The following is a 23,967-nucleotide window of genomic DNA, read 5'->3' on the forward strand; positions in this document are numbered from 1 at the left end:
ATAGTTATTTATCACTCCGATTCGCACTTTTATTGTACGTAGGTGAATAACTATTGGTCTGTACAGGGGCCTATCGGCCCCTTCTAAATGAAACAAAAAACAATACGCCCTTGGACGTATTATGGACGCCGACTACGCCTTTATGGTTCTCGACGATCTCCTTGACGATGGACAAGCCAAGGCCGTAGCGGCCTTCTTCCCGATTACGGGCTTGATCGACGCGGAAGAAGCTTTCCCAGATGCGAGCTTGCATCTGCTGCGGGATCGGCTCGCCTTCGTTCTCGATTTCGAATCGTATATCGGGTTCGGTACACGTTAGCCGAACGGAAATAGATTTTCCAACGGGCGTATGATGAATGGCATTGCCGATCAAATTGCTGAACACAGTCTCGAGCTGAGCTTCATTGGCTGCGAAGGAACAGGCGGCGATCTGAGCTTGCTCAATGTCGATCTCTTTTCTCTTAGCCAACGGAGTCAGACGGTTAAGCGTTCGAAGAAGTACGCCGTCGAGCGAAACTTCGGATTTGTTTAGCGTCACGTTGCCATTTTGCAGCAGGGATAAATCGAGCATGTCCTTGACGAGCTTGCCCATTTTGCCTGCTTCGTCTTGAATCGTCTTGGCGTATTCTTCCCGTTCTTGCTCGCTCGTTACGATACCGTCCGCCAAGCTTTCGGCATAACCGGAAATGATGCTGATCGGAGTCTTCAGTTCGTGCGACGCGTTCGCGAGGAATTGCTTCCTCATCGCTTCCGTCTTCTTATCTTGTTCGATTTCGCGGATTAACGGACGAGCGACTAGCCTCGCGATCAACAAGGAGAGCACGATAGAAAGCCCTACGGCCGCCAAGACGATATAAATCGTCGATTTTCTTAACGTAACTACCGCTTCGTCTACCGGCTGCAAGGAGGTTGTGGTCACCATTAAATAAGTGGAGCCGTTATCGAATTGGATCGTCCGATATCTGGCCAAATATTGAATACCGTACATGTCCATTTTCATTTGCTGAACGTTTTTCCATTGCGAGATATCCGTGGGCCATTCTAGAAGCTGAAGAATTTGCGCGGCTGCTTCATTCGAGCTTGAATCGATATTGCCATTGCCGTCGACTAACAAGCGTTTGATAATGGATTTGATGTCTTCCGGGGTTCCCGGTTCGAACGGATATAGCGCGATTTCGATGGGGTTTTCCTTTTGGAGATTATTTATGAGGTCCTTCATTTCAATCTCGGAACCGTTCGTAAGCAGTATCTTGCTAGCTACGGAACGTTCGTCCGATTCGAATTGCCGGGCCTTCTGGTTCGTATAATATTCGACAAAGTAGAGGGATTGCGCATACAGTAAGCCTGCCGCCAGGAGAACGAGGAATAGGGCGGTGATCACGAACAATTTGGCATGCAAAATCCGGTATTTCATCGTTTCACCTCGAATTTATACCCGTACCCCGAAGCGGTTTGGATATAGTCCGCGTAGTCCCCGAGTTTGCGGCGTAAATGGCTAATATGAATATCGACGGTTCGATCGCCGCCACTATAATCGGTTCCCCATACTTGCGTCAAAATTTGTTCGCGGGAGAGCATGATGTTCGCGTTCCGCATTAAGTAGGCAAGCAATTCGTACTCCTTCGGTTTGAGCTGGAGTGCCCGCCCGCCGACAAATGCTTGCCTGGCGTGCTCGTCCAGTCTGACTTCTTCGACCTGCACGACGGCATTCCCATAGGCTTTTCTGTCCAATCTCGCGAATACCGCCGAAACCTTGGCTGCGAGAGCTTTGACGCTAAAAGGTTTCTCTACGTAATCGTCGACGCCCATGCGGTAATAGTCCACGTGCTTATCCTCTCCCGTCGTGGCGGTGAGTACGATAATATACACGTCGGAGACTTCCCTAACTGCTTTTATGAAGCCTGCCCCATCCATTAAAGGCATCATCAGGTCGAGAATGACGAGCTCGATATTGCGGGAGGCCATCATTTCCAAAGCTTCTTTGCCGTTGCTGGCCTCGTTCACTTGAAATTGCTTTTCGCGCAAATAACGTCCGATCATCTTTCGGATTCTCGCTTCGTCGTCCACGACGAGGACAGAACGCTCCATCTTAACCCTCCGTTTTCCTTGCATTCCGACATAGGAAACGACCGGATGCTTCGCATCCGATCGTTAAGAACGCTATCGCTTATTCGCCGCTGTGTGCCATTTTATAGGCTCGAAGAGCTTCTTCGATTTGATCGTCGTTCTTGCCCGTGATGTCGATGTTCAGCTCTTGAGCTACCTCGACGAGGGCTTGATGAAGCTGTTCGGGCGTCATCGCGTTTTTGTCGATACTACGGCCGTTCGACTGCTCGGCGTCTTTCGCGCGATTGTCCGTGATCGCTTGCTTCACTTGGCTATCGGTCATTCCGGTCGTGTCGATTCCCAATTTCTTAGCCATGTCTTGAATGCTCGCGTGAGCTTCCGGCGAGGCTTGGTCCGGGCCGCGTTTCAGCTTCTCCGCATCCAGAGCCGCTTCGATTTGTTCGTCGGTCATGCCGGTGATGTCGATTCCGAACTCCTTCGCAACGCCCGTGAGTTTATCATGCCTTGCGAAAGCCTCATTGCCCGCTGGTTGCGTTCCCTCTTGCGCTACGCCTTGCGCGGCTTGCTCTTGCTTCGGTTGGTCGCCGTTGTCCGATGCCCAGGCGGAAGCGCTGTATACGGTGCCCGTCAGCGCGATAATAGCCGCGATTGCCGATAATTTCTTAATCTTCTTCTTTTCCATCGTAATCTCCTCCTACGGGTTAATCAAGCTGGGCTTGATAACCTCATCATAAGGGCTGCTTGTTTTCAAATTATTTACGAATCGAGAAATCGGATTATCGAGTGTACGGTATACGCCATACTCGGCTCCTCCTATTCGGCTTCGAATCGTGGTGCCTGTTTCCATGTGCTAAAAATTCCACTTATTTGCATTTATCATAGCCGTACAGGTACCTATTCGCTAAGCGTACAGTACACGACGCGCGCGAGCGCGTGAGATGATGGGCCTATCCGGAACGAAGGGAGGCGGTAACAACCGAAAGGCAGCTTAGGCTTATACTCGGGAAAAGCAAAGGAAGCAAACGAAGTAACTAATGACAAGGAGATGAATGATGAGATGCGTGGAACAAGAATATCGGCAAGACCGGGCAAGCGGTTAGTCGGCTTACTGTTCGCGGCGGCGATTCTGTTGCCGATCCTACCGATGCCGGCGGCAAGCGCGGCGACGCTAAGCGTAACGTCATATGGGGCAAACGGCGGGGATACGGCGGACGACACGACGGCGATCAACAACGCCATCGCGGCGGCCGCGGCAGGAGATACGGTCTATTTTCCATCCGGCACGTACGTGACATCGGGAGCGATCATACCGAAGACGAGCGTGAAGCTGATCGGCCAGAGCAAGACGACTACTATTATTAAATACGTAGGCACGACGGACAACTACATGATCAACCTCGGCAACAAATCGAACGTCGAAATTGCGCAACTGACGCTGGACGGCAACAGCAACATCCACGTCGTCGCGGGCATCTGGGGCGAGCCCGGCGATAGTCAATACATCCACGACAATATTATTAAGGATATTACGAAAGCGGACGGCTTCGCTCCGTTCGGCATTCTGCTCTCGGCGACCTCCAATTCGATCATCGCGAACAATACGATCTCCAATATCGGCGTGAACTCTTCATGGGGAGCGGGGATCCGGGCGGGGTGGAACTCGAATAACACGCAGATTCTCAATAACACGATCTCCGAGACGGGACGCGGGGGCATCTTCGCCAGCGACGGCTGCAACGGCGTCGTCGTCAAGGGCAACACGATAACGGGCTCCGGACGACATGAGCACGGTTTGAGCATCGAGCTGCATACGAGCTGCAACTACTCCGTCATCGAGGACAATAACGTTGACCACTGGATCAGCGCGGTCCGCTCCGAATATATCGCGGTGCGGCGCAATACGGTCCACACGACGGACGGTACGGTCCAAGGAATGGGACTGGAAGTCATGGTCACGCACGGCGTTACGACGGATAACCTTGTCGACGGCGGCCAACAGGTGGGCATGCAGCAGTCTCCTGGCACGGGGTATCAATATTGGGGCTACAATACGGTCCAGAACATCGTCATGTGGGGGATGCAGCTCCAGGGTGAAGGGACGGGCGAGACGGAGCAATATCAGTATTTCTATAAGAACACGTTCAAGGATGGGCCGAACAACAATCCGGCGGCGGCTTACAACGGCTATCAGGGCAACGCCGTCCGGATACACGGCAACTCCAAGAACATTACGTTCGACAGCAACAATATTATTAATAACGGACGCAAGGCAATCGAAATCACGACCGCGTCCGGCACCGACCGCCTTAGCTTCATCAACAATACGATTACGGGCAACGCGGGGCCGTCGATCGACCAATATCCTTCTTCCGCGGCGGATTTGGAATGGTCGGGCAACATCGTCAGCGGCAACGGCACGGACACGCAGCTGACGAGTCGCGGCTTCAGCGATCCGAAGCCGGTCGCGAACTTCACGTCGCCGCTGTCGGTGCAGCTCGGACAGCCGATCACGTTCACGAACTCGTCCACGGACAACGGCACGATTGCCGAGAACCTGTGGGATTTGGGCGAAGGACCGCCGGTAACGGCGACCAGCCCGACGTACACGTATCAAAATCCGGGCAACTATCGCGTCACGCTCGTCGTGTGGGATAACGGCGGACGTGCGAGTCTGAAGCAACAGACGATCAATGTGTACGCCGGCCCGCCGGATACGCAGGCACCGACGGCACCGACGCTGTCGTCTCCATCCAAGTCGAACGTTACGGTGGACCTGTCGTGGTCGGGCGCGACGGATAACGTCGGCGTCATCGGGTACGACGTATACAAGGGCGGCACGCTGTACGGCTCGACCGCCGGCACTTCCCTGACCGTATCGGGCCTGACGCCGAGCACGGCGTACAGCTTCACCGTCAAGTCGAAGGACGCAGCGGGCAACGTCTCCGCTAGCAGCAATACGCTGAACGTTACAACCGCTGCGGGAGATACGCAGGCGCCGACGACGCCGACCGGCTTGTCGGTAACGGACGTCACGGATACGACCGTCGGCCTCGCTTGGTCGCCTGCGACGGATAACATGGCCGTGACGGGGTACGACGTCTATAGCGGCACTACGGTCGTCGGCTCCACGACCGGCGCGACGAATACTTTCGCGACGATCGGCGGTCTGGCGCCAAGCACGTCATATACGTTCACGGTCAAGGCGAAGGACGCGTCCAATAACGTCTCCGCTGCGAGCAACTCGGTCAGCGCGACGACCGATCCGCAGGCGAACTGGGTGAACTGCGCGGGCGAGAATCAGACTTGTACGTTCTCCGGCACGAAGGAAGTGCGGTTCGGGGCGAACGGAAGCTTCAATTACGGCATCTTCACGAACTCCGTCGTCTGCTCGAACAACCAATTCGGCGACCCGGCGCCGGGCTATTACAAGACGTGCGATGTGAACCTAGCGGGCACGGGTAGCACGGACACGACGGCGCCTTCCGCGCCGGCGAACCTCAGCTCGCCTTCGAAGACGAGCAGCAGCGTCAATCTGTCGTGGTCTTCCTCGACCGATAACGTCGGCGTCACGGGCTACGACGTGTATAACGGTTCGACGCTGGCAGGTACGACGGCGGGCACTACGTTCAGTGTGAACGGATTGTCGCCGAGCACGACTTACAGCTTCACGGTGAAGGCGAAGGACGCCGCGGGCAACGCCTCCGCCGCGAGCTCCGCGCTCAGCGTGACGACGAACGCGGCGGCGGATACGACGGCGCCATCCGTGCCGACGGGGTTGACCTCGCCGTCGAAGACGAGCACGAGCGTCAATCTGTCCTGGACCGCTTCCACGGACAACGTGGGCGTGACGGGCTACGAAATCTACAGCGGCGGCACGCTGGCGACGACTTCGGCGGGCACGACCGCCACGGTAAGCGGTCTGACGCCGAGCACGGCGTATTCGTTCACGGTCAAGGCGAAGGACGCCGCGGGCAACCTGTCCGCCGCGAGCTCCGCGCTGAGCGTAACGACGAACGCGGCGGCCGACATGCAATCGCCGACCGCTCCGACCGGCCTGACGTCGCCGTCGAAGACGACGACGAGCGTGAGCCTGTCCTGGACGGCTTCGACGGACAACGTTGGCGTGACGGGCTACGATGTCTATAACGGCTCCGTGCTGGCGGGCACGACGACCGGCACGACCTACACGGTGACCGGCTTGACGGAGAACACGTCCTATACGTTCACGGTCAAGGCGAAAGACGCCGTCGGCAACGTCTCCGCGGCGAGCGCCGCGCTGAACGTGACGACGAGCAGCTCGTCTGCGGCGAACTGGGTCAACTGCGCGGGCGAGAACAATACGTGTACGTTCAGCGGCACGAAGGAAGTCCGCTACGGGGCGAACGGATTTTACGCGTACGGCACGTACACGAACTCCGTCTATTGCGGCAATAGCACCTTCGGCGATCCGATCCCCGGCACGTACAAGACGTGCGACGTGAACACGGGCGGCAGCGGCGGCTCGGATACGCAAGCGCCGAGCGCGCCGGCGAATCTCGCTTCTCCGTCCAAGTCGAGCACGAGCGTCAACTTGACGTGGACGGCGTCGACCGATAACGTTGCCGTGACCGGCTATAACGTCTATAACGGCACGACGCTCGTCGGCTCGCCGACGGGCACCTCGTACACGGTGAGCGGCCTCTCGCCGAGCACGGCGTACACGTTCTCCGTTAAGGCGAAAGATGCGACGGGCAACCTGTCCGCGGCCAGCGGGTCGATTTCCGTCACGACGGATTCCGGTAGCACGGGCGGCGGCGCGGGTAGCGTCGTCCGCGAATACTGGACCGGCGTATCGGGTACGGCGGTAGCAGACATTCCTACAGGTACGTCGCCTTCCGGAACGCAGACGTTGACCAGCCTGGAGGGACCGACGAACTGGTCGGATAACTACGGCGACCGCATCCGCGGCTACCTTACGCCGACGACGAGCGGCACGTACACGTTCTATATCGCCGCGGACGACGCCTCCCAGCTGTGGCTGAGCACGAACAACAGCACGGCGAACAAGGCGATGATCGCCAGCACCTACGAATACACGGGCGTGCGCGAATGGAACAAACATACGACCCAGCAATCGGTAGCGATTACGCTGACCGCCGGGCAACCGTATTACTTCGAGATTCTGCACAAGGAAGGCGGAGGCGGGGATAATCTCGCGGTCGGCTGGACCGGCCCGGGCATCTCGACGATTACCGTCATCGGCGGCGCGTATTTGAGCCAGTATTAATCGATTCGCTGCATTCGTCGCCAAGGGCACCAAGGCGATCTCCGAGCCGCAGACGATGTCATGGGGGCATACGACCGGATTTTTCGCTAACCATTCCCTGTTCGCCGTAACCCGGTTCCGGTCGCGGAGGGAGCATAACTTGGTCGATATACGATCGTAACGGAGACCGTCCTCATCGAGGGCGGTCTCTCTTCTTTAGGATGATCTCCGTAGTTGCGTTATTTGCCCCCCTTTAGACGATAGGATGGACTTTATCAAAAATATGAAATTTTGAAAGGGTTTTGTTTCCTTGCAACGAACTATCTAACTGAGCGCACATGTTCTTTCGATGGGTTCCTCAAGTATTGGAGGATGAGACTATGACCGTTAAAGAACAGACGATTATGAATGTAGTCGGTAACAAGATCCATACGTCGGACCAAGAGATTACGATAGTCGGCAAAATAGACGAGCCGCTGATCCTCATTCTGGACAACGTATTAAGCGCTATGGAATGCGAAGCTCTGATCGACTTGGCTAAGAGCAGGCTGCAGCGTGCTAAAATCGGCAGCACTCACCTGGAAAGCGATGTTAGAACGAACAGCAGTATGTTTTTCGAGGAAAGCGAGAACGAATTGGTCCTTAAAGTCGAGACCAGGGTATCCGAGCTGATGGGTATTCCGGTTTCCCACGCCGAACCGCTACAAATTTTACATTATAAAGCCGGCGATCAGTATAAGCCTCATTATGACTATTTTACGACCGGCCAGGTCGTCAACAATCGGATTAGCACGCTGGTGATGTATTTGAACGATGTAGAAGAGGGCGGCGAGACGTATTTCCCATCGCTTCGTTTGTCGGTAATGCCTAAGCGAGGTCGCGCCGTCTATTTTGAATACTTTTATAACGACAATCTCTTGAACGAACTGACGCTGCATGCGGGGAATCCCGTTACGGTCGGGGAAAAATGGGTAGCGACCCAGTGGATGAGAAGACAGCGGCATCGCTACTTATAATACGATGTACGGACAATGAAAGAGCCAAGCAGGACACCAGAATCGGTGCGCCGCTTGGCTCTTCGATTATTAATAGTCTCGATAACGTCAAGCTCCAAAGGTCGCTGCGTTGTCGGCTTTTACGGCTCGTAACGTGGTCAATCAAGGGCGATCTAGCTTCGGCCGGCGCGCAAGCGGTACTCCGTCGGGGAGCAGCTAGCTTCTTTGCGGAACGCTTTGGCGAAGTGGTTGGTGTCGGGATAACCGACGCGCTCCGCGATCTCCTTGACCGGTAGATCGGTCGAGCCGAGAAGCGACTTGGCCTTCTGCATGCGCTTGCTGCTTAAATATTTGAGAGGCGAAACCGCGAAGTGCTTGTTAAAATAGCGCACAAGATAGTTCGGGTGCAGGTGAACGTGTTTGGCCAGCTGTTCGAGCGTCAGCGCTTCGGACAGGTGGTCGTTGATGAATGCCTCGATCTGCTTTAATCGTTCGATATCGCCGAGACGGCCCGGCATAAACCGCAGGTGCGTGTTCGATTCCGTCAGGAAGCAGGCTACGATCTCGAGCAGAATGGCCTTCTCCCGGATGCGCGCCAAGTAGCTTCGATCCTGGTACAGGTCGACAAGCTCTCCGAACAGCGATTTAAGGTGGTCCATACGGGACGCCGGAACGTCAAGGATGTAAGGGGCATCTAACCATTGAAAGAGATCCATCCCTCCCATCGTTGCCGTAAAATGACACCAGTACTTCGCATAAGGCCGATCGTTGACCGCGGAATAGGATTGCAGGACGTGGGCGGGCATATGCACGAGCTGGCCGGGAACCGGCTGGTAATCCTTGCCGTCAATCCGGAGCCAACCGTCGCCCCCGCAGATCAAATAAAATTTGTTGTGCGAGGGGACGTAATCGATCTCGCGCCATTGCGGCGAGCATTCGGTATAGTACGCCTCCCCCAGGTGAACTTGTAGATGCTGAATCATCTCGCTTAGAAAGTCCGGGTTCTGGTTAAACGGCATACTGGGGCTCCTCGACATAGGTTAATCTGATCCCTATTTAGGCTAATTTGTTGCCTATAGCTTATCACAAATTGTTGCTAGACTAATGATAAATCCGAGGTCATGGAGGCCTGATTATCCGATGAGTCAATCCTATATCGAGCAACGAACCGAGCGCACCGAGTGGTTCCTTCAAGATCGCTTCGGCATGTTTATCCACTGGGGGCTATACGCGATTCCCGCTCGCGGGGAATGGGTGAAAAGCGTCGAGCGAATCAGCGACGAGAACTATCAAGTCTACTTCGACGAGTTCAATCCGGATCGCTACGATCCGAAGGAATGGGCCAAGGCGGCAAAGGCAGCCGGGATGAAATACGCGGTTCTCACGGCTAAGCATCACGACGGATTTTGCCTATTCGATAGCAAGTTGACCGATTACAAATCGACCAATACGAAGTGCGAACGCGACCTAGTGAGAGAGTTCCTCGACGCGTTCCGCGCGGAAGGGCTGAAGGTCGGCCTGTACTACTCGTTGATCGACTGGCATCATTCGGACTACCCGGCGTACGGGGATTCGTTCCATCCGATGCGAGACAACGAGGCCTACAAGCGAGATCCTGCCAGCTTCGGCGTCTATATTGACTATATGCACGGACAAGTCCGCGAGCTGCTGACGGAATACGGCAAGCTCGACATCATGTGGTTCGATTTTTCCTACGACAAAATGAAGGGCGAAGCGTGGCGGGCGACGGAGTTGATGGAGATGATTCGATCCATTCAACCGCACATCATCGTGGACAACCGGCTCGACGCAAGCGGTGGAGAAGGCGGCTCCATCTATACGAACAATCCGAGCATCTATTCGGGCGACTTCGCGTCACCGGAGCAGATTATTCCGCCGAGCGGCGTGACGGACGAAGGGGGCAACTCCATTCCGTGGGAAGCGTGTATCACGCTGAACAACAACTGGGGCTACGATGCGACAGACCATATCTATAAGACGGCCAAGACGGTTATCCGCAAGCTCGTCGAGTGCGTCAGCAAGAACGGCAACTTGCTCCTCAACGTCGGTCCGGATGCGAAAGGCGAAATTCCGCGAAAGTCACTTGCGGTACTCGAGGAAGTCGGCGAATGGATGGGCAAGAACGGAGACAGTATCTACGGTTGCGGACAAGCCGATCTGCCGAAGCCCGAGTGGGGCCGGTATACGCGCAAAGGCGACAAGCTGTACGCTCATCTTCTCGAGGAGAGCGTCGGGCCGGTTAATCTTCTCGGACTGGCGGGCCGCGTGAAGGCTGTAAGACTTCTGTCGGACGGAGCGGAGGTATTCGTCTCGCGTCCGTGGAATGCGGGCCAGTATCGGAACGACGCTTTCTTCAACTTCGCGCGGCCGGAGCACGGCACGTATCCGCTTCCGGACGAGCGGGATACGGTCGTCGAGATTACGCTGATTGAAGAATGATCAACTAAATAGGCGTCAACTAACAATTGGAGCCCCCTATCTGCATGGGGGCTTCTCTTGTTTTTCTCAATCCTATGTCTACATAACGCTAGGATTGAGGCGAGAGTTGAAATGATACGTTCCGGAGGTTACCTTGCATAAGACATAATCCGTATTTGCATAGTCCAATATTCTTAATTCCTTCACGTACTCCAAGGGGATATCGCTTTCCTTAACGATATCGGTATGCGTGGTCGGAATGTAGATCGTTGCCTGGGCGTTTGCGGGTACCGTTACCTTCATGCGGAAATCGCCATCCTCGAACAGTTGCCAAGACACTTGAAGTTCGCCGTACAGCGTCTCTATTTCGGCGGAAACCTGAGTCAGCGATCCCAAGACGTGCGGTTTTACCGTAAAGGATTGATAGCCTGGTGCATCGGGTATGATGCCGGCCAGATACTTATAGAACCACTCTACGACAGTGCCGAACATGTAATGGTTTTGCGACCGGGACTTTAACTCCCATTCTTCCAGCAGCGTATGGATGCCGCTTTCCAGCCAGAATCCCCAGCTCGGATAAGTTCGTTGATCCGCGATCGCATAGGCGACATTGCCGAAACCCAATTCCGTAAGAACGGGAAGAATGTATTTCGTACCGATGATTCCCGTATTCAGATGCTTATCGCGGACATTAATGATGTCATGCATTAAATGGTGGACTACTTGAGCTTTATCTTCATTAGGGGTCAGCCCGAACGCAAGCGGAATGAGACTGGAAGCTTGCCGATAACCGGCTTCGATTTCGGTTTCGTATATCCCTTTGTCACGGTTGAAAAAAGCGGTATGGAAGCTCGCTTCCACCTTTTGAGCCACATGGCTAAATCGTTCGACATCCGATTCCGATCCTACGACTTCGGCAATCCGGCTCATGGTCTTGAGAATATGGAACACATAGGCCGCCGCCATCAAACGAGATCCTTCCGGAGGCGCCCATTCGACGGCGCCCGGGGGGACCCAATCTCCAAGAACGCTATGCGCGGTATAATCCTCGTTAAGCTTGGATATCTCCCACTCCACATAGGCTTTCATTGTGCCGTAGTGTTGCTCTAGTACGCTTCGATCCCCATAGTGCGAATAGAGATACCAAGGAATAAGAACGTATACGGAGGTCCACACCGGCGCATGGTCCCATCCCCACTTGGAAGCCGGCACGATAAGAGGGACGGCGCCATCGGGTTTTTGACAATCTTGAATGTCTTGCACCCACTTTTCCCAGAAGAGAAGCAGGTCAAAGCTATAATTGGCAGTCTCCGCGATGAGGTGCGCATCTCCCGTCCAGCCGTTCTTCTCGTAGACAGGCGTATCGGTCGGGATGCTATGCAGATTATTAAGGATAGTACGGTTCGTTGCTTCGTAGATTTGGTTGAATAAAGGGTTGGAACAGCTGAATTTCCCCGTGGTTCTCACCGATGATCGTACGATTTTGCCGCTGATGCTATCTAGACTCGGTACTTCCGGCCAATGATCCAATTGCACGTAACGAAAGCCCTTATAACTGAAGGCGGGCTCCCATGCTTCTGTTCCGTTACCGCTGAAAATATAATGATCCGTTTGGCTTTCCGCGTGAACGTACGAATTTTCGTTATTTACCGTATCGTCGGGATTTAATTTTTCGCCATATCTGATTTGCACGGCATGACCGGCTTGGCCTTGCGCTCGGAATTCCACCCATCCGACGATATTGACGCCGAAATCGACGATGAAGTGACCTGCATCCGAACGTCGAATGCTTGTAGGTCGAATGGAATCGACGATTTGAATCGGTGGAATGATTTGCGATTGCAGCTTCGCCGGAGGCGGCGTTATCAAGGCGGCCGTCGGCCAATCGGCATCGTCGAACTCGGCTGACGTCCAACCCGGCTTTTCAAGGCTGGCATCGTAGGTTTCGCCGCTATATAAAGAGTTTTTCAATCTTGGTCCGGATATCGTGCGCCAGGTTTCATCGCTTGCAATCCACTGAATCGAGCCGTCCTCGAAAGTGATGTTCACCTGGATGAGAAGCTTCGGCTCGCTATTCCATGAGGCTTGCTCCCAATGCCATACGTTCGGGGTTTTGAGGGCGTAAAAACCTCGTCCGAGCTCCACGCCGATGCTGTTTATGCCCGTATTCAAGTTAGATGTAATATCGTGAGTCACATAGAATACGCGTTGATCGTAATTCGTAAATCCCGGATCCAATACGTTGTTGCCGATTTTAATGCCATTGATATGCAGTTCATGATAACCGAGACCGCAAATATAAGCTCTGGCGTGCGCGATTCGCTTATCTAATTGAAAGGTTGTTCTTAATAGAGGCGCCGGAGCTTCGACATCCGTTGGAGCGGGATTGCCGCTAATCCAATGTCCTTGCCAATCCGTGACCTGCAACAGCCCCATTTCCCACCATTCCGTATCGCTCCATCCGCTTGGAGTATCGTTTTGATCCCAAATTCTTATTTTCCAATAGCAACGTTGACCGGATATAAGTTCGCTTCCTTCATACCGGATAGCGTGTAACTGCCCGGAATTGATTTTGCCTGTGTTCCACAAGTCGCCTTTATCCTTCGCAAGGGCTTCAGGGCTAGAGGAAACTATAATTTGATAGGCCGTTTGCTTCGCGCCGCGATCTTCCGATTCCATGCGCCAGCTTAATCTCGGGTTTAAGGCGTCTATGCCAAGAGGCTTAATCGAATACTCTGTTTTTAAGCTTGTTATTTTCATTCGGCTCACCTCTTTTATTTAAGCTGAATATCGGTGGTTTTTCTCTCATTATACCGTTCCAAGCTGGACAATAAAGGGATGATCATGCCAAAATTAGAGGTGATATTGCCATTTGAGGAGGCCGCTTATGGTTAGGAAAAAGATTGAAGTTACGCCGGCGCGACTCTTCTTTGACGAAGATTTGCCTTATAACGTGAGCCGTATATCCGAGTCCTTCTCCTTGCAAGTACATGAGCACGAGTTTACGGAAATTTGTTATGTTGCCGAGGGAAATGGCATTCATTATATCGGGGGCGAGGAGCTAAAAGTGAGTCCCGGGGATCTGTTTATATTGCCGCTGGGTACCTCGCACGTTTTCCGCCCGCGGTCTACCGGCCCTGAGCATGCGCTCGTCGTATACAACTTTATCTTCATGGCCGATCGGGTTGCCGAAGCGTTAGGGCGGTTTCCGGGGCTGGAGTCTTTGAAGGAGGCGCTTACCCTTCTTAACCTTGTGCCGGCCCAACCGACCTGGAGGCAGGTTCGCGATTCCTCCGGTACGTTTCGCTCCTTGCTTGTTCAAGCTCATCAGGAATTTCTTCAGCGCAGGATCGGTTTCGTACCGAGATTGCATAGCTTGTTTATCGCGCTTGCAACGGAAATCGAACGACATCTTGCCACGACGGAAAGCGAGACCCCGGCTAACGCGGATAACTTACTTGGGGCGGGGATAAGCTTCATTCGCAATCGTTTTACTGAAAACATTACGGCCTCCCGAGCCGCGAATGCCGCCGGGATCAGCATAAGGCATTTCCATCGTCTGTTTAACCAAGCAATGGGAGTTACCTTTACTCGGTATGTTCAGAACCTGAGAATTGAACTCGGTTGCGAGCTGCTAAGAACGACTCGCCTATCCGTATCCGAAATTGCGGAGAGAACAGGTTATCAGGATAAAGGCTTCTTTGTCAGGTTGTTCAAGATGAGAACCGGTCAAACTCCTCGTTCTTATCGAAAAGGGAATTTTACATGCAACTAAATTGTTGCATATATTAAGCGCATGGACAAACTTTTCAAAGCACTTGCAGACAGCACGCGAAGGCAATTACTCGACATCTTGTACGCGAACAGCGGTCAGACCTTAACAGAGCTTTGCAAACAAATGACGATGACCCGTCAAGCGGTTACGAAGCACCTATTACTGCTGGAGGAGGCTAATTTGGTTACCGTCGTATGGCAGGGGCGCGAAAAGCTGCATTATCTAAATCCGGTACCTATCGGGGTAATTTACGAGCGTTGGATCGGCAAGTTCGAGCGTCACCGGGTTGAGGCGTTACACACGCTCAAGCAAGCCTTAGGCAAGTCGGCTCCAGCTTCAAGCTGATGGATAACGAATGAGGTTCGATCTCCTTCAACGTCTTTGACGCTCCAGCTAACGGAAAGTACGCTGTACGGATCATAGAAGCAACGGCAGGCGGGGACTCGAAATAGGAGTCTTCGCCTGCCGTTGTTTGTTGGTTGATGGAGAATTAATCGCCATGAATCAGGTGAGGCCTCAGGACTAGTTGCACTGCGTACAGCTATTTGCCGCAGACTCGTTGTCCCACGCTATGCGAGTTGTATTGAATACACCTAGATCGCCGCACGCCAGCCCAAACAGCCAGTTTCCCGGAATCTAAGTGTACGGAATCCACCTAGCCCTCACTTATTCGACGAAATCGGTAAAGTAACTGTATGCTGTGCAACTAGCAGCGGCTCTCGAAGGGTCATGCCGATTCCCGGTCTGAGACTTCGGAGTGGATGAGCCCTCGAGAACCTACCGCAACATTAAATCGTCTCCGGTCCGGCATCTTTCTTCATCGCGCCATCGCCGTTCGCCAGTCTGCGGAGCAGTTGGTTGACGTCGACGCCGGTCAAGGCGTTCACCGTCTCCGGCATCTTGGCGAGAATATCGGTGACATAACCGGTGACCTTGCTCGCTCCGCCGCCAGGACCGCTTCCGCCTCCGTCGACGATGACGATCTTCTCGGTTCTCGAGAGCGGCTCGGATATCGCGCGCGCGATGTCCGGGAACTTCTGGATGATGAGCTCGACGACGGCCGCTTCGCCGTACTTGCGGAGCGCGTCGGCGATTTTGTCCTTCGCTTCGGCTTCCGCGAGACCTTTAAGCCGGATAACGTCCGCCTGCGCGGTACCTTCGGCTCTTTCCTTATCGGCGTTCGCGTTACCGGCGAGCCGTACCGATTCCGCGTCGGCTTTCGCCTTGGCTTCGATCTGGTAGCGATCGGCGTCGGCCCGCTGCTCTTGCGCGAAACGCTCCGCCTCGGCCTGCTTCTTCACGGTAGCGACGAGCTCCTTCTCGCGGCGGTCGATTTCCTTCGATTCGAGCTCGATCTGCTTTTCCCGCTCGATGACTTGAATTTGCATCTCCTCGGCTTTGACGGATTGCATCGTCTTCGCTTCCTGCAGCTTGTAAGCCTGGTCCGCTTCCGCCTTCTTCATGTCCTGCTCCTGCTTGAACGCCGCCTTCTTCACTTCCATCTCTTTGTGCGACTCGGCGATGTTCGTCTCCGCGGTAAATTCGGCCTTCTTGCCTTCTTCGAGCGCCTTCGACTTCGCGATTTGCTCGTCGCGGTAGGCGTTCGCCTTGGCGATTTCCGCGTCGCGTTTGACCGATGCGATCTGCGGCTGTCCGAGCGCTTCCAAATAGCCGTTCTTGTCGCGGACGTCGCGAATCGTGAAGGAGACGATCTGCAGCCCCATCTTATTCAAGTCGCTTGCCGCGACTTCCTGGACGTTCTTGGCGAACTCGTCCCGGTTGCGGTACACGTCTTCGACGGTCATTGTACCGAGAATCGCCCGCAGATGGCCTTCCATCGTCTGGGTCGCGATGCCCTTGAGCTCTGCTTCCGGCTTACCCAGAAATTGCTCGGCGGCGGTCGAAATCGACTCCAGGTCTCCTTTGATTTTAATTTGCGCGACGCCTTCCACCATGACCGGCACTCCGTGCATCGTGTAAACCTCCGGCGTGTGGATTTCGATCGTCTGCACTTGCAGGGTCAAGAAAGAAGCGCTTTGGACAACCGGCCACAGGAACGTGCCGCCTGCCTTGACGATTTTCATGCCGTCGCCCGTCAGCGCTCCCGTCACGACCATCGCTTCATCGGCTTTAACCGTGCGATAACGCGACGCGAATACGATAATCAGTAAGAAAATAACGATAACGATACCAGCCGGAATATAGATCGTGGCGTCCAGGTTCAATGAAATCTTCCTCTCTATGCGTCTATGCGCGAATTTGACTTATATTTTTTCTACGACGAAGGTACCGGCCAGCTCGCCGACGATGCGCACTTCGGCGCCTTGCTCGATGTTCCCGTTGGCTTTAGCGGGCGCACTGTGACGGGAGCCTCCTTGCTCGTATACGATTTCGCCAACGCGGCGAACTTCGATGGACGTTACGACTTTGGCCTCGCGCCCGATCATCGTCTTCGCGGAAAGCGCGACGCCCTTCTGCGCCGCATGAAGCGGTATAACGACGAGGAACAGGATCGCGGAAGAAACGCCGAGCGCCGCAAGCAGCGCGAGACCCGCGACGGGAACCGCCGTCAAGTCCGTATTATGCAGCAGCAAATAGCCGATTCCTCCGAATACCGTTACGAACGTGGCGATTACCGTCGGCGACAGGAAGGGCAGACCTCCGGCGTGCGCCTCCATGCCGAAGAGGTCGCCGACGATCGTCGTCAGGACCGCGTACCCGACGCCGATAAGAAACAACGCCATCATTAAAGTTTCCAAGTTAAACCTCCCATTTCTGAATGATTTCGACCATAAGAGTATTACGCAGGGGGAAATGGAAAGTTCCCCCTAATTAGCAAGAGATCGCGGAAAATGTCGTTCGACAATAAATAATAAAAAGCGTTCTCGGCCTGTTGGCCGGGAACGCTCTTTTGTCTCTATGTCACGCTTATTTCGCAGGGAAGCCGATCGAGCCGAGCCACTCTACGCATAGCGGGAACCAGTGGGCGGCATGAGGGTGTGGCGAATTCACTTCCTCGTTGCACATGGACAACCCATGATGTCCCTTATTGAAGATATGGCACTCGAACGATACCTTATGCTTACGCAGCGCGCCGATCAGCAGCAGCGCGTTCTCGATCGGAACGACCGAATCGTCCTCCGTATGCCATAGGAAGGTCGGCGGCGTCTCGCCGTTCACGCGCTTGTCGAGGGAGAAAAATTCGGCAACCGCATCGTTCTCATGGGATCCGCTTATGGCCGTGAAGGAGCCCCGGTGCGCGAACTCGCCCGACGAGATAACCGGGTAACACAAAATCATCGCATTCGGCTTGTATCGATCGTCCGTGTAGCCTAGCTTCTCCATAAGCGCGGGTTCGTTCCACATCGTGCCGCAGGAAGCCGCCAAATGTCCGCCCGCCGAAAATCCGCACGTCACGATTTTGTCCGGCGCGATCAGCCATTCCTCCGCGTTCTCTCTTAGCAGCTTAATCGCCGTGAGCGCCTCCGCCATAGGCTGCATATTTCTCGCTTCTTCTTTTATGGAATAACGCAGTATTCCGACTTGGTAGCCTGCATTGTAGAACGCGATCGCAACCGGCTCCGCCTCGCGCTCGGAGACGAATTCGTAGCCCCCACCGGGAATGACCAATATGGCCGGACGCGCCTGGTCGCCCAGCTCCTTCGTAATATTGTGAAGGTACAAGGTAAGCGTAGCGCTGTTGCTGTTCTCCAGCTTAATCGTTTCGAGTTTCATAGGAATTTATCCCCCTGTAACCGTTTTCTCATCATACTATCATGCGAGGGAAAGCTTGTATAGGGTGAGGGGCAGCACCTCGCAATTCCGACAAGTGGCAAAAAAATAGGAGCCTTAGGCAGGCTCCATCGCCGAACATAGAAAGCCAGAACTCTTCAATAGAGTTCTGGCTTTGTGCTTACTTGCTGCCGGTAAACGTAATTCCTTTGACGAAAAATCGGTTAAAGCCGATGTAGATCAGCAGAGCCGGAATCGTCATGATGATGGAGGCGGCCATAATATAATTCCAGAAGCTGATGTATTGACCTTTAAACGTATTCAAGCCCACCGACAGAGTAAACATAGCCTTATCGGAGATTAGCATGAGCGGTTTAAGGAACTCGTTCCAGGCGCCCATGAAAATAAAGATCGTTTGCGCGGCTAGCGCGGGTTTGGCAAGCGGCAGCACGACTTTGAAAAACAATCCGAACCGTCCCAATCCGTCGAGCTCCGCCGCTTCTTCCAACTCGCGGGGAAAGTTGATGAAGAACTGCCTCATCATGAAGATGTACGTTGCTTGTGCAGCCATAGGGACGATAATGGCCTCATAGCTGTTCAGCCAGCCCAAGGATTTGATAATCAGATAGCTTGGGATGATGGTAAGCTGGCCGGGTATCATGATCATGGCCAAGATGCTGTAGAACATCAAGGTGCTGCCTGGAAAACGAATTCTGGCCAACGCATATCCCGCCATGGAATTGAACAGGAGATTAGATACGGTAACCGAAACGGCGATAATCGCGCTATTCAGAAACCAACGGAAGAAAAGCGGCTCCTGGTGGAAAATGGTCCGATAATTGTCCAAAGTAAAATTTTTCGGTATCAAAGATATGCCGCCATGAACGATCTCCGGAAGCGTCTTGAACGAGGTGGACAGTGCCCATAAGAACGGAACGAATGTAATGGCAGCATAGACAGAAAGCAACACATAGAACAACGGCCTGAAACGGCTAATCGACGAACGCATTTCAATCCCTCCTAATTCAGACGTTCTTCTTTGAATATCAGTCTCTGAATAACCGTGATCAACATGATGACTACCGCGAGCATGAACGCCAGCGCTGACGCGTAGCCCATATCGAGATTCTTAAAGGCATATTGGTAAATCAGAAGCACCATAGTTAAAGTCGCATTGCTAGGTCCGCCGGAACCGCCAGAGAAAATGTACGATTGGTCGAATATTTGGAAGGTGCCGATCACGCCCATGACAACAACGTAAAAGGTAACCGGCTTCAGCTGAGGCACGGTAATACGCCAAAACTTTTTCCAAGCATTCGCGCCGTCGATTTCGGCCGCTTCGTACAACGAGTCGGGAATATCCTGTAAGGCAGCCAAGTAAATGACCATAAATAGGGGCGCGGTAGACCAAATGTTCATGATCATGATTCCAAATAGCGCGACGGACGGGTCGCCGAGCCAATTGTAAGTCGGTAAACCAACGGACTCGAGAATAAAATTCAATAGCCCGTTTTTATTGTAAATCCACATGAAAATGAGAACGAGAACCGCGGACGAAGTAACGGTCGGAAGATAAAAGGCAACCCTGAAAAAATTGCGGAATCGCAGCTTCATATTTAGAATCGCCGCTAGTACGAGGGCTAGCAGGGTTTGGCTAGGGACGACGATCAATGCGTATCTGAACGTGTTCTTTAAGGCGATCCACAGCCTAGGATCGTCTACCATACGTTCGAAATTGTCCGTCCCGATAAATTTATAGCTGACGTGGCCAAGCAAATTCACCTTGTGAAAGGACAGGAAGATCGAGTAGAGGATCGGCAGCAACAAAAAAACGACGAGAACGATGAGAGCGGGAAACATGAAAGAGTATCCTGCGAGCAATTCCTTAAGCTTGCGTTTGACATTCGTTTTAGTCATTTGATGTTTCTCCTTCCGGCCTTTATCCGTTGGGGCGCGACACGACTGAAGCCGTTACGCCCGATGAAGCCATCGGCTGCACTCGTTTCGCGCCAACCAGGCCGCCGCGATAAGCGAGGGACGCAAGAAACGTTCATTGAGCGCCTCATGCGTCCCCTGCTTCGCTTACGCCTGAATCTTAATTGCCGGCTTTGATTTCTTTGTTCGCAGTATCTTGCGCTTTTTTAAGCGCATCCGTCAGGGAAGATAAATTATTGTAAGCGGCTACAAATTCATTGTTGAAGTTGTTCATAATCGTCGGCAGCGTCGTGCCTGCTTGCCATGGCGTCGCGTACGATCCGCCTGCGACCAGAGCGCCGCGCAACGCGTCTTTGTCGAAGCCGAGCTCGGCGGCGACCGATTTACGGGTCGGCAAGGCGAAGCCCTTGCTGGTCCAAGTCTTCATGCCTTCTTTGCCCGTCAGGTAAGAGATCAGCTTCCAAGCTGCCTCTTTTTTCTCGGAGTTTTTGTTCATAACATAGGCAACCGTGAAGGCCATCGTACCTTTTTGTCCGTTAACCGTCGGAACTTCAGCCGTTGAGAAGTCGAGGTCGGCAAAGTTGGATTGCAAATAAGGAATTGCCCAGTTGCCTTCCAGAACCATTGCGGCTTTTCCTTGCCCGAGCATTTCTCCGCCCCAGCCTGCGCCGACGTCGGAAGGTTGGCCTGCCGTCTTCGCTTTGTTATGCTGGTCGACGACGAGAGCAAGACCTTTTTCGGCTTCAGGCGTCGCGAATGTAGCGTTGCCTTCGCTGTCGGACAATTGTCCGCCGAACGCTTTGATCATGAACATTTGGCGCGCCAATTCAGGTGCTTGGCCCAATCCGTAAACTTCCACTTTGTCGCCGTTTTTCTTCGTCAACTTCTCGGAATCGGCTTGCAGTTCGTCCCAAGTTGCCGGAGGCGCCGCGATGCCCGCATCGGCGAACATTTTTTTGTTGTAGAACAAAGCAAGGGTCGAGTAGTCTTTCGGGAAACCGTACATTTTGCCATCCGGAGATTTGAATGCGTTCAGCATAGGCGCTTCGAAATCGCTTGTATCGAACTCGTCCGTTACATAGCTATCAAGCGGCTCGAGTACGTCTTTCGCGATCAGGGCAGGAGCCTCGAATGCATCCAGATAAAACACGTCAGGAGCTTCGCCACCGATCAATCGGGTCTTGATCACGTCCATATACTGATCGGCGATGACTTCGTATTTGACTTTAACGTCAGGGTTTTTGGCTTGGAATTCATCGAGCACCTGTTGCAACAAAGCTTGTTCTTCCGGCGAAGAGCCCCAGCCTGCGAGCGTCACTTCAACGGGATCCTTGGCAGGCTCCGGAGTAGCGGACGGCTCGGCCGATGGGGATGCGGAAGGAGAAGACGTGGAAGGAGAAGCTCCTTCGTTTTTGTTCGAGTTGTTGCCGCATGCGGAAAGAACCAAGGCAAGACCAAGCATTAGAACCAATAACGTGGATAAGTGCTTTTTCATTGAAAATCTTCCTCCCTTTTATTGTTTATATAATTAAACGGCTAGGGAAAGTCGCTTGGATCGACGAGTTACGAGCCGGCGGTACCAGCCGGTCGATCGTCGACGGCAAACGCTTATCTTCGCCTGCTTAATTCCGTTGAACCTCTGCGGTCTGGCCGACGATTTCGACTCGGCATCCGCTGCTATTGTCCAAAATTTCCGCATGAACGGTATCCGTGCCGGTGTTACGCGTCAGCTTGACGGATAGGGTGCCGCCGGCAACGGGCAAATCCCGTACCGTCAAACGGTTAACGTTACCGGGTAGGAACGGATCGAGAGAGACTTTGCCGTTCGGCGCATCGGGGCGAATCCCCAGAATCGCTTGTATGATAGAGACGGATGTTCCGGCAGCCCATGCTTGCGGAGAGCAAGCAACCGGGTAGGATACCGGATAGCCGATCGTATCGTCATAGCCGCAGAACAGCTCCGGAAGTCGGGTATATTCGAAATGCTCCGCCGCTTTGAGAAGTCCCGAGATTACGGTCGACGCTTCTTCTTTAAAGCCCATCCGGCTCATCCCTAGCAGAGCAAGAGAGTTATCGTGAGGCCAGACACTGCCATCGTGGTAGCTCATCGGATTGTAGCCCGTTGAACCGCTGGACATGGTGCGAATGCCGTATCCGCCGAACATATCGCTAGCCACTAGCCGTTGCGCGACTTGTTGGGCTCTCTCGGCCGAGATGATATCGCTCATGAGCAAATGACCGGGGTTGGAGGTAACGGAACGCACCTGTTCTTTGTTTCCGTCCAAAGCGATTGCGTAGAACTGCTCTTCCGGCATCCAGAACGCACCTTCGAATTTATTCTTGAGGAGAGCGATTTCTTCGCGAAGGCGTTTCGCTAGCGCCTCGAAGCCGAGCTTTTCAACGATAGGCGCCAGCCTGCTCTTCGCCTGATAGACGTAGCCTTGGACTTCGACTAAGGCGATCGGAGCGATCGCGAATTCGCCATTGGCGTGGATGACGGAATCGGCGGAATCTTTCCACCCTTGGTTGGCGATTCCTTTGGACGACTCTTGATAATACTCGACCATTCCGTCGTTATCCCGATCGCCATGCTGATCCATCCAGGTGAAAGCTCTTTCAATATTCGGCATCAAGCCGGCGATCGTATCCAAATCCCCGGTCCAATGGGCATATTCTGCCGCCAGGACAACGAACAGGGGGGTAGAATCGATGCTTCCGTAATAAGGAGCGAACGGAACTTGGCCTGAGCGGGCCAACTCGCCGCTTCGCATTTCGTGCATGATTTTCCCGGGCTGCTCGTCTTTCCACGGATTCAACTCGTCGCCCTGGTAAGCAGCCATCATCTTCAGAGTGCCGCGGGCAACCTCTGGATTGAGCGGCAACATCTGCAATGCGGCGATCAAGCTGTCTCTTCCGAACGGAACCGCATACCAAGGCAATCCCGCGACCGGGAACAAGCCGTACCCGAAGTCGCTAAGCAGTACGCGCAGATCCTGTACTCCGCGGTCGTAAAGACGATTCAGAACAGGCGAATCGCTGTCGACTTTCGTGTGATTGTTCCCCCATCGCTCGTAAGACGCCTGCAACTCCTGAAGCGCAACCTCGCGAGGTTGCGTAGTCGGATAATTTCCATCAATAGAAGGAGAGATCGTAAAAGTGATCTGCCTTGCTTTAGCAGGCTCCAAATTGATTTGGAACAACACTTTTCCCGATTCGGCGATTTGATCGGGTTTCGAGTCCCATGCGATAGCCGTTTCCCTTCTTACGCCATCTACGCCCATGTATACGGTATGCCAACCGTTGTCGTCCATTTTGCGCTCCGTTACCTTGCCGAGCTCTTCGGCAGGCTGGAAGCCTCGGACAAGAAACATGTCGCTGTAGTCCGCGTCGAAAGCCATTCCAAGATCGAATGAAATCGTTTTAGTCGAATAATTCATCATGGAGATCGTTTCATATAGGACATCCCCGTAAATAAACCGTTCGCGGATCAGCTCTAACGATTCTCTCCACAACCGAACCTTGCCGTCCTCTTCTTCATGCTCGTTGGTCATGCGGATTCTGGCAACGAAGTTCTCGTCCGCAGCGGAGGACAAAAGCAGGGGACGCTTACCGTTGATCGTAAGCTCCAGTTTGCTGAGGAACCGCATATCTTTCGTGTAAAGACCGCCCTGAAGATCCCCTTGAATATTTCCGTAATGGTCTGTCATCAGGAACAAGTCGTTGTTTTTAATGACTCTGTATTTCATTCCCATCTCCACCTTGTCTAGTTGTATAGACTT

At 53.6% G+C, this 23,967-nt stretch carries 17 protein-coding genes; 5 read left to right on the forward strand and 12 right to left on the reverse strand.

The genetic code is table 11. The features are described from left to right. Positions 1-70: 70 nt before the first annotated feature. The 3 genes from ACFPQ4_RS01850 to ACFPQ4_RS01860 all read right to left on the reverse strand — a co-directional run bounded on the left by ACFPQ4_RS01850 (position 71) and on the right by ACFPQ4_RS01860 (position 2,749). The gene (locus tag ACFPQ4_RS01850; protein WP_378110022.1) at positions 71-1,414 is read right to left on the reverse strand and encodes a sensor histidine kinase; all 1,344 of its coding nucleotides are present in this window, start codon (positions 1,412-1,414) and stop codon (positions 71-73) included. Then, positions 1,411-2,088, reverse strand: coding sequence for a response regulator transcription factor (locus tag ACFPQ4_RS01855; protein WP_378110023.1), 678 nt, complete (start codon positions 2,086-2,088; stop codon positions 1,411-1,413). The genes ACFPQ4_RS01850 and ACFPQ4_RS01855 overlap by 4 nt, the downstream gene beginning before the upstream one ends. A 79-nt stretch (positions 2,089-2,167) precedes the next feature. Beyond that, on the reverse strand, positions 2,168-2,749 hold the full coding sequence (locus ACFPQ4_RS01860; protein WP_378110024.1) for a hypothetical protein: 582 nt from the start codon (positions 2,747-2,749) through the stop codon (positions 2,168-2,170). A gap of 375 nt (positions 2,750-3,124) precedes the next feature. Between ACFPQ4_RS01860 and ACFPQ4_RS01865 the strand changes: the two genes are divergently transcribed. Together ACFPQ4_RS01865 and ACFPQ4_RS01870 are read left to right on the forward strand one after the other, a co-directional pair. After that, entirely contained in the window at positions 3,125-7,333 is a 4,209-nt protein-coding gene (locus ACFPQ4_RS01865; RefSeq protein ID WP_378110026.1) for a fibronectin type III domain-containing protein, read from the forward strand. A 359-nt stretch (positions 7,334-7,692) separates the two neighbouring features. Then, a complete protein-coding gene (locus ACFPQ4_RS01870; protein ID WP_378110027.1) occupies positions 7,693-8,328 on the forward strand; it encodes a prolyl hydroxylase family protein in 636 nt (211 codons plus the stop codon). 152 nt (positions 8,329-8,480) lie between these two features. Here the strand turns inward: ACFPQ4_RS01870 and ACFPQ4_RS01875 are convergent, their stop codons facing one another. Then, positions 8,481-9,326 (reverse strand): helix-turn-helix transcriptional regulator, encoded by an 846-nt coding sequence (locus ACFPQ4_RS01875; protein ID WP_378110028.1) that lies wholly within the window; start codon positions 9,324-9,326, stop codon positions 8,481-8,483. Positions 9,327-9,447: 121 nt separating this feature from the next. Here ACFPQ4_RS01875 and ACFPQ4_RS01880 point away from each other — a divergent pair, with 121 nt between their 5' ends. Continuing rightward, positions 9,448-10,767 carry an alpha-L-fucosidase gene (locus ACFPQ4_RS01880; protein ID WP_378110029.1) on the forward strand — a complete coding sequence of 440 codons (1,320 nt, stop codon included), beginning with the start codon at positions 9,448-9,450 and terminating at the stop codon, positions 10,765-10,767. Positions 10,768-10,845: 78 nt separating this feature from the next. On the opposite strand, the gene ACFPQ4_RS01885 is transcribed toward ACFPQ4_RS01880, so the two are convergent. Next, positions 10,846-13,506 (reverse strand): alpha-L-rhamnosidase, encoded by a 2,661-nt coding sequence (locus ACFPQ4_RS01885; RefSeq protein WP_378110030.1) that lies wholly within the window; start codon positions 13,504-13,506, stop codon positions 10,846-10,848. A 127-nt stretch (positions 13,507-13,633) separates the two neighbouring features. Between ACFPQ4_RS01885 and ACFPQ4_RS01890 the strand changes: the two genes are divergently transcribed. Together ACFPQ4_RS01890 and ACFPQ4_RS01895 are read left to right on the forward strand one after the other, a co-directional pair. Then, complete coding sequence (locus ACFPQ4_RS01890; protein ID WP_378110031.1) at positions 13,634-14,521, forward strand: helix-turn-helix domain-containing protein; 888 nt, start codon at positions 13,634-13,636, stop codon at positions 14,519-14,521. 21 nt (positions 14,522-14,542) lie between these two features. Then, a complete protein-coding gene (locus tag ACFPQ4_RS01895) occupies positions 14,543-14,866 on the forward strand; it encodes an ArsR/SmtB family transcription factor (protein WP_378110032.1) in 324 nt (107 codons plus the stop codon). Positions 14,867-15,309: 443 nt separating this feature from the next. Here the strand turns inward: ACFPQ4_RS01895 and ACFPQ4_RS01900 are convergent, their stop codons facing one another. From ACFPQ4_RS01900 to ACFPQ4_RS01930, 7 genes are all read right to left on the reverse strand, one after another. Beyond that, on the reverse strand, positions 15,310-16,746 hold the full coding sequence (locus tag ACFPQ4_RS01900; protein WP_378110033.1) for a flotillin family protein: 1,437 nt from the start codon (positions 16,744-16,746) through the stop codon (positions 15,310-15,312). Between the two features lie 39 nt (positions 16,747-16,785). After that, positions 16,786-17,280 (reverse strand): NfeD family membrane protein, encoded by a 495-nt coding sequence (locus ACFPQ4_RS01905; RefSeq protein WP_378110034.1) that lies wholly within the window; start codon positions 17,278-17,280, stop codon positions 16,786-16,788. A 169-nt stretch (positions 17,281-17,449) separates the two neighbouring features. Then, a complete protein-coding gene (locus ACFPQ4_RS01910) occupies positions 17,450-18,256 on the reverse strand; it encodes an alpha/beta hydrolase (RefSeq protein WP_378110035.1) in 807 nt (268 codons plus the stop codon). Between the two features lie 178 nt (positions 18,257-18,434). Further along, positions 18,435-19,262: a carbohydrate ABC transporter permease gene (locus tag ACFPQ4_RS01915; RefSeq protein ID WP_378110037.1), complete on the reverse strand. Its 828-nt coding sequence runs from the start codon at positions 19,260-19,262 to the stop codon at positions 18,435-18,437. 11 nt (positions 19,263-19,273) lie between these two features. Beyond that, positions 19,274-20,170, reverse strand: a complete 897-nt coding sequence (locus ACFPQ4_RS01920) for a carbohydrate ABC transporter permease (protein ID WP_378110038.1) — start codon at positions 20,168-20,170, stop codon at positions 19,274-19,276. Between the two features lie 178 nt (positions 20,171-20,348). Next, positions 20,349-21,683 carry an ABC transporter substrate-binding protein gene (locus tag ACFPQ4_RS01925; RefSeq protein WP_378110039.1) on the reverse strand — a complete coding sequence of 445 codons (1,335 nt, stop codon included), beginning with the start codon at positions 21,681-21,683 and terminating at the stop codon, positions 20,349-20,351. A 127-nt stretch (positions 21,684-21,810) separates the two neighbouring features. After that, the gene (locus ACFPQ4_RS01930; protein WP_378110040.1) at positions 21,811-23,934 is read right to left on the reverse strand and encodes an amylo-alpha-1,6-glucosidase; all 2,124 of its coding nucleotides are present in this window, start codon (positions 23,932-23,934) and stop codon (positions 21,811-21,813) included. Positions 23,935-23,967: the final 33 nt, after the last annotated feature.

The sequence above is a fragment of the Cohnella yongneupensis genome, from assembly GCF_042655785.1.
In the GTDB taxonomy this organism is placed as follows: domain Bacteria; phylum Bacillota; class Bacilli; order Paenibacillales; family Paenibacillaceae; genus Cohnella; species Cohnella yongneupensis.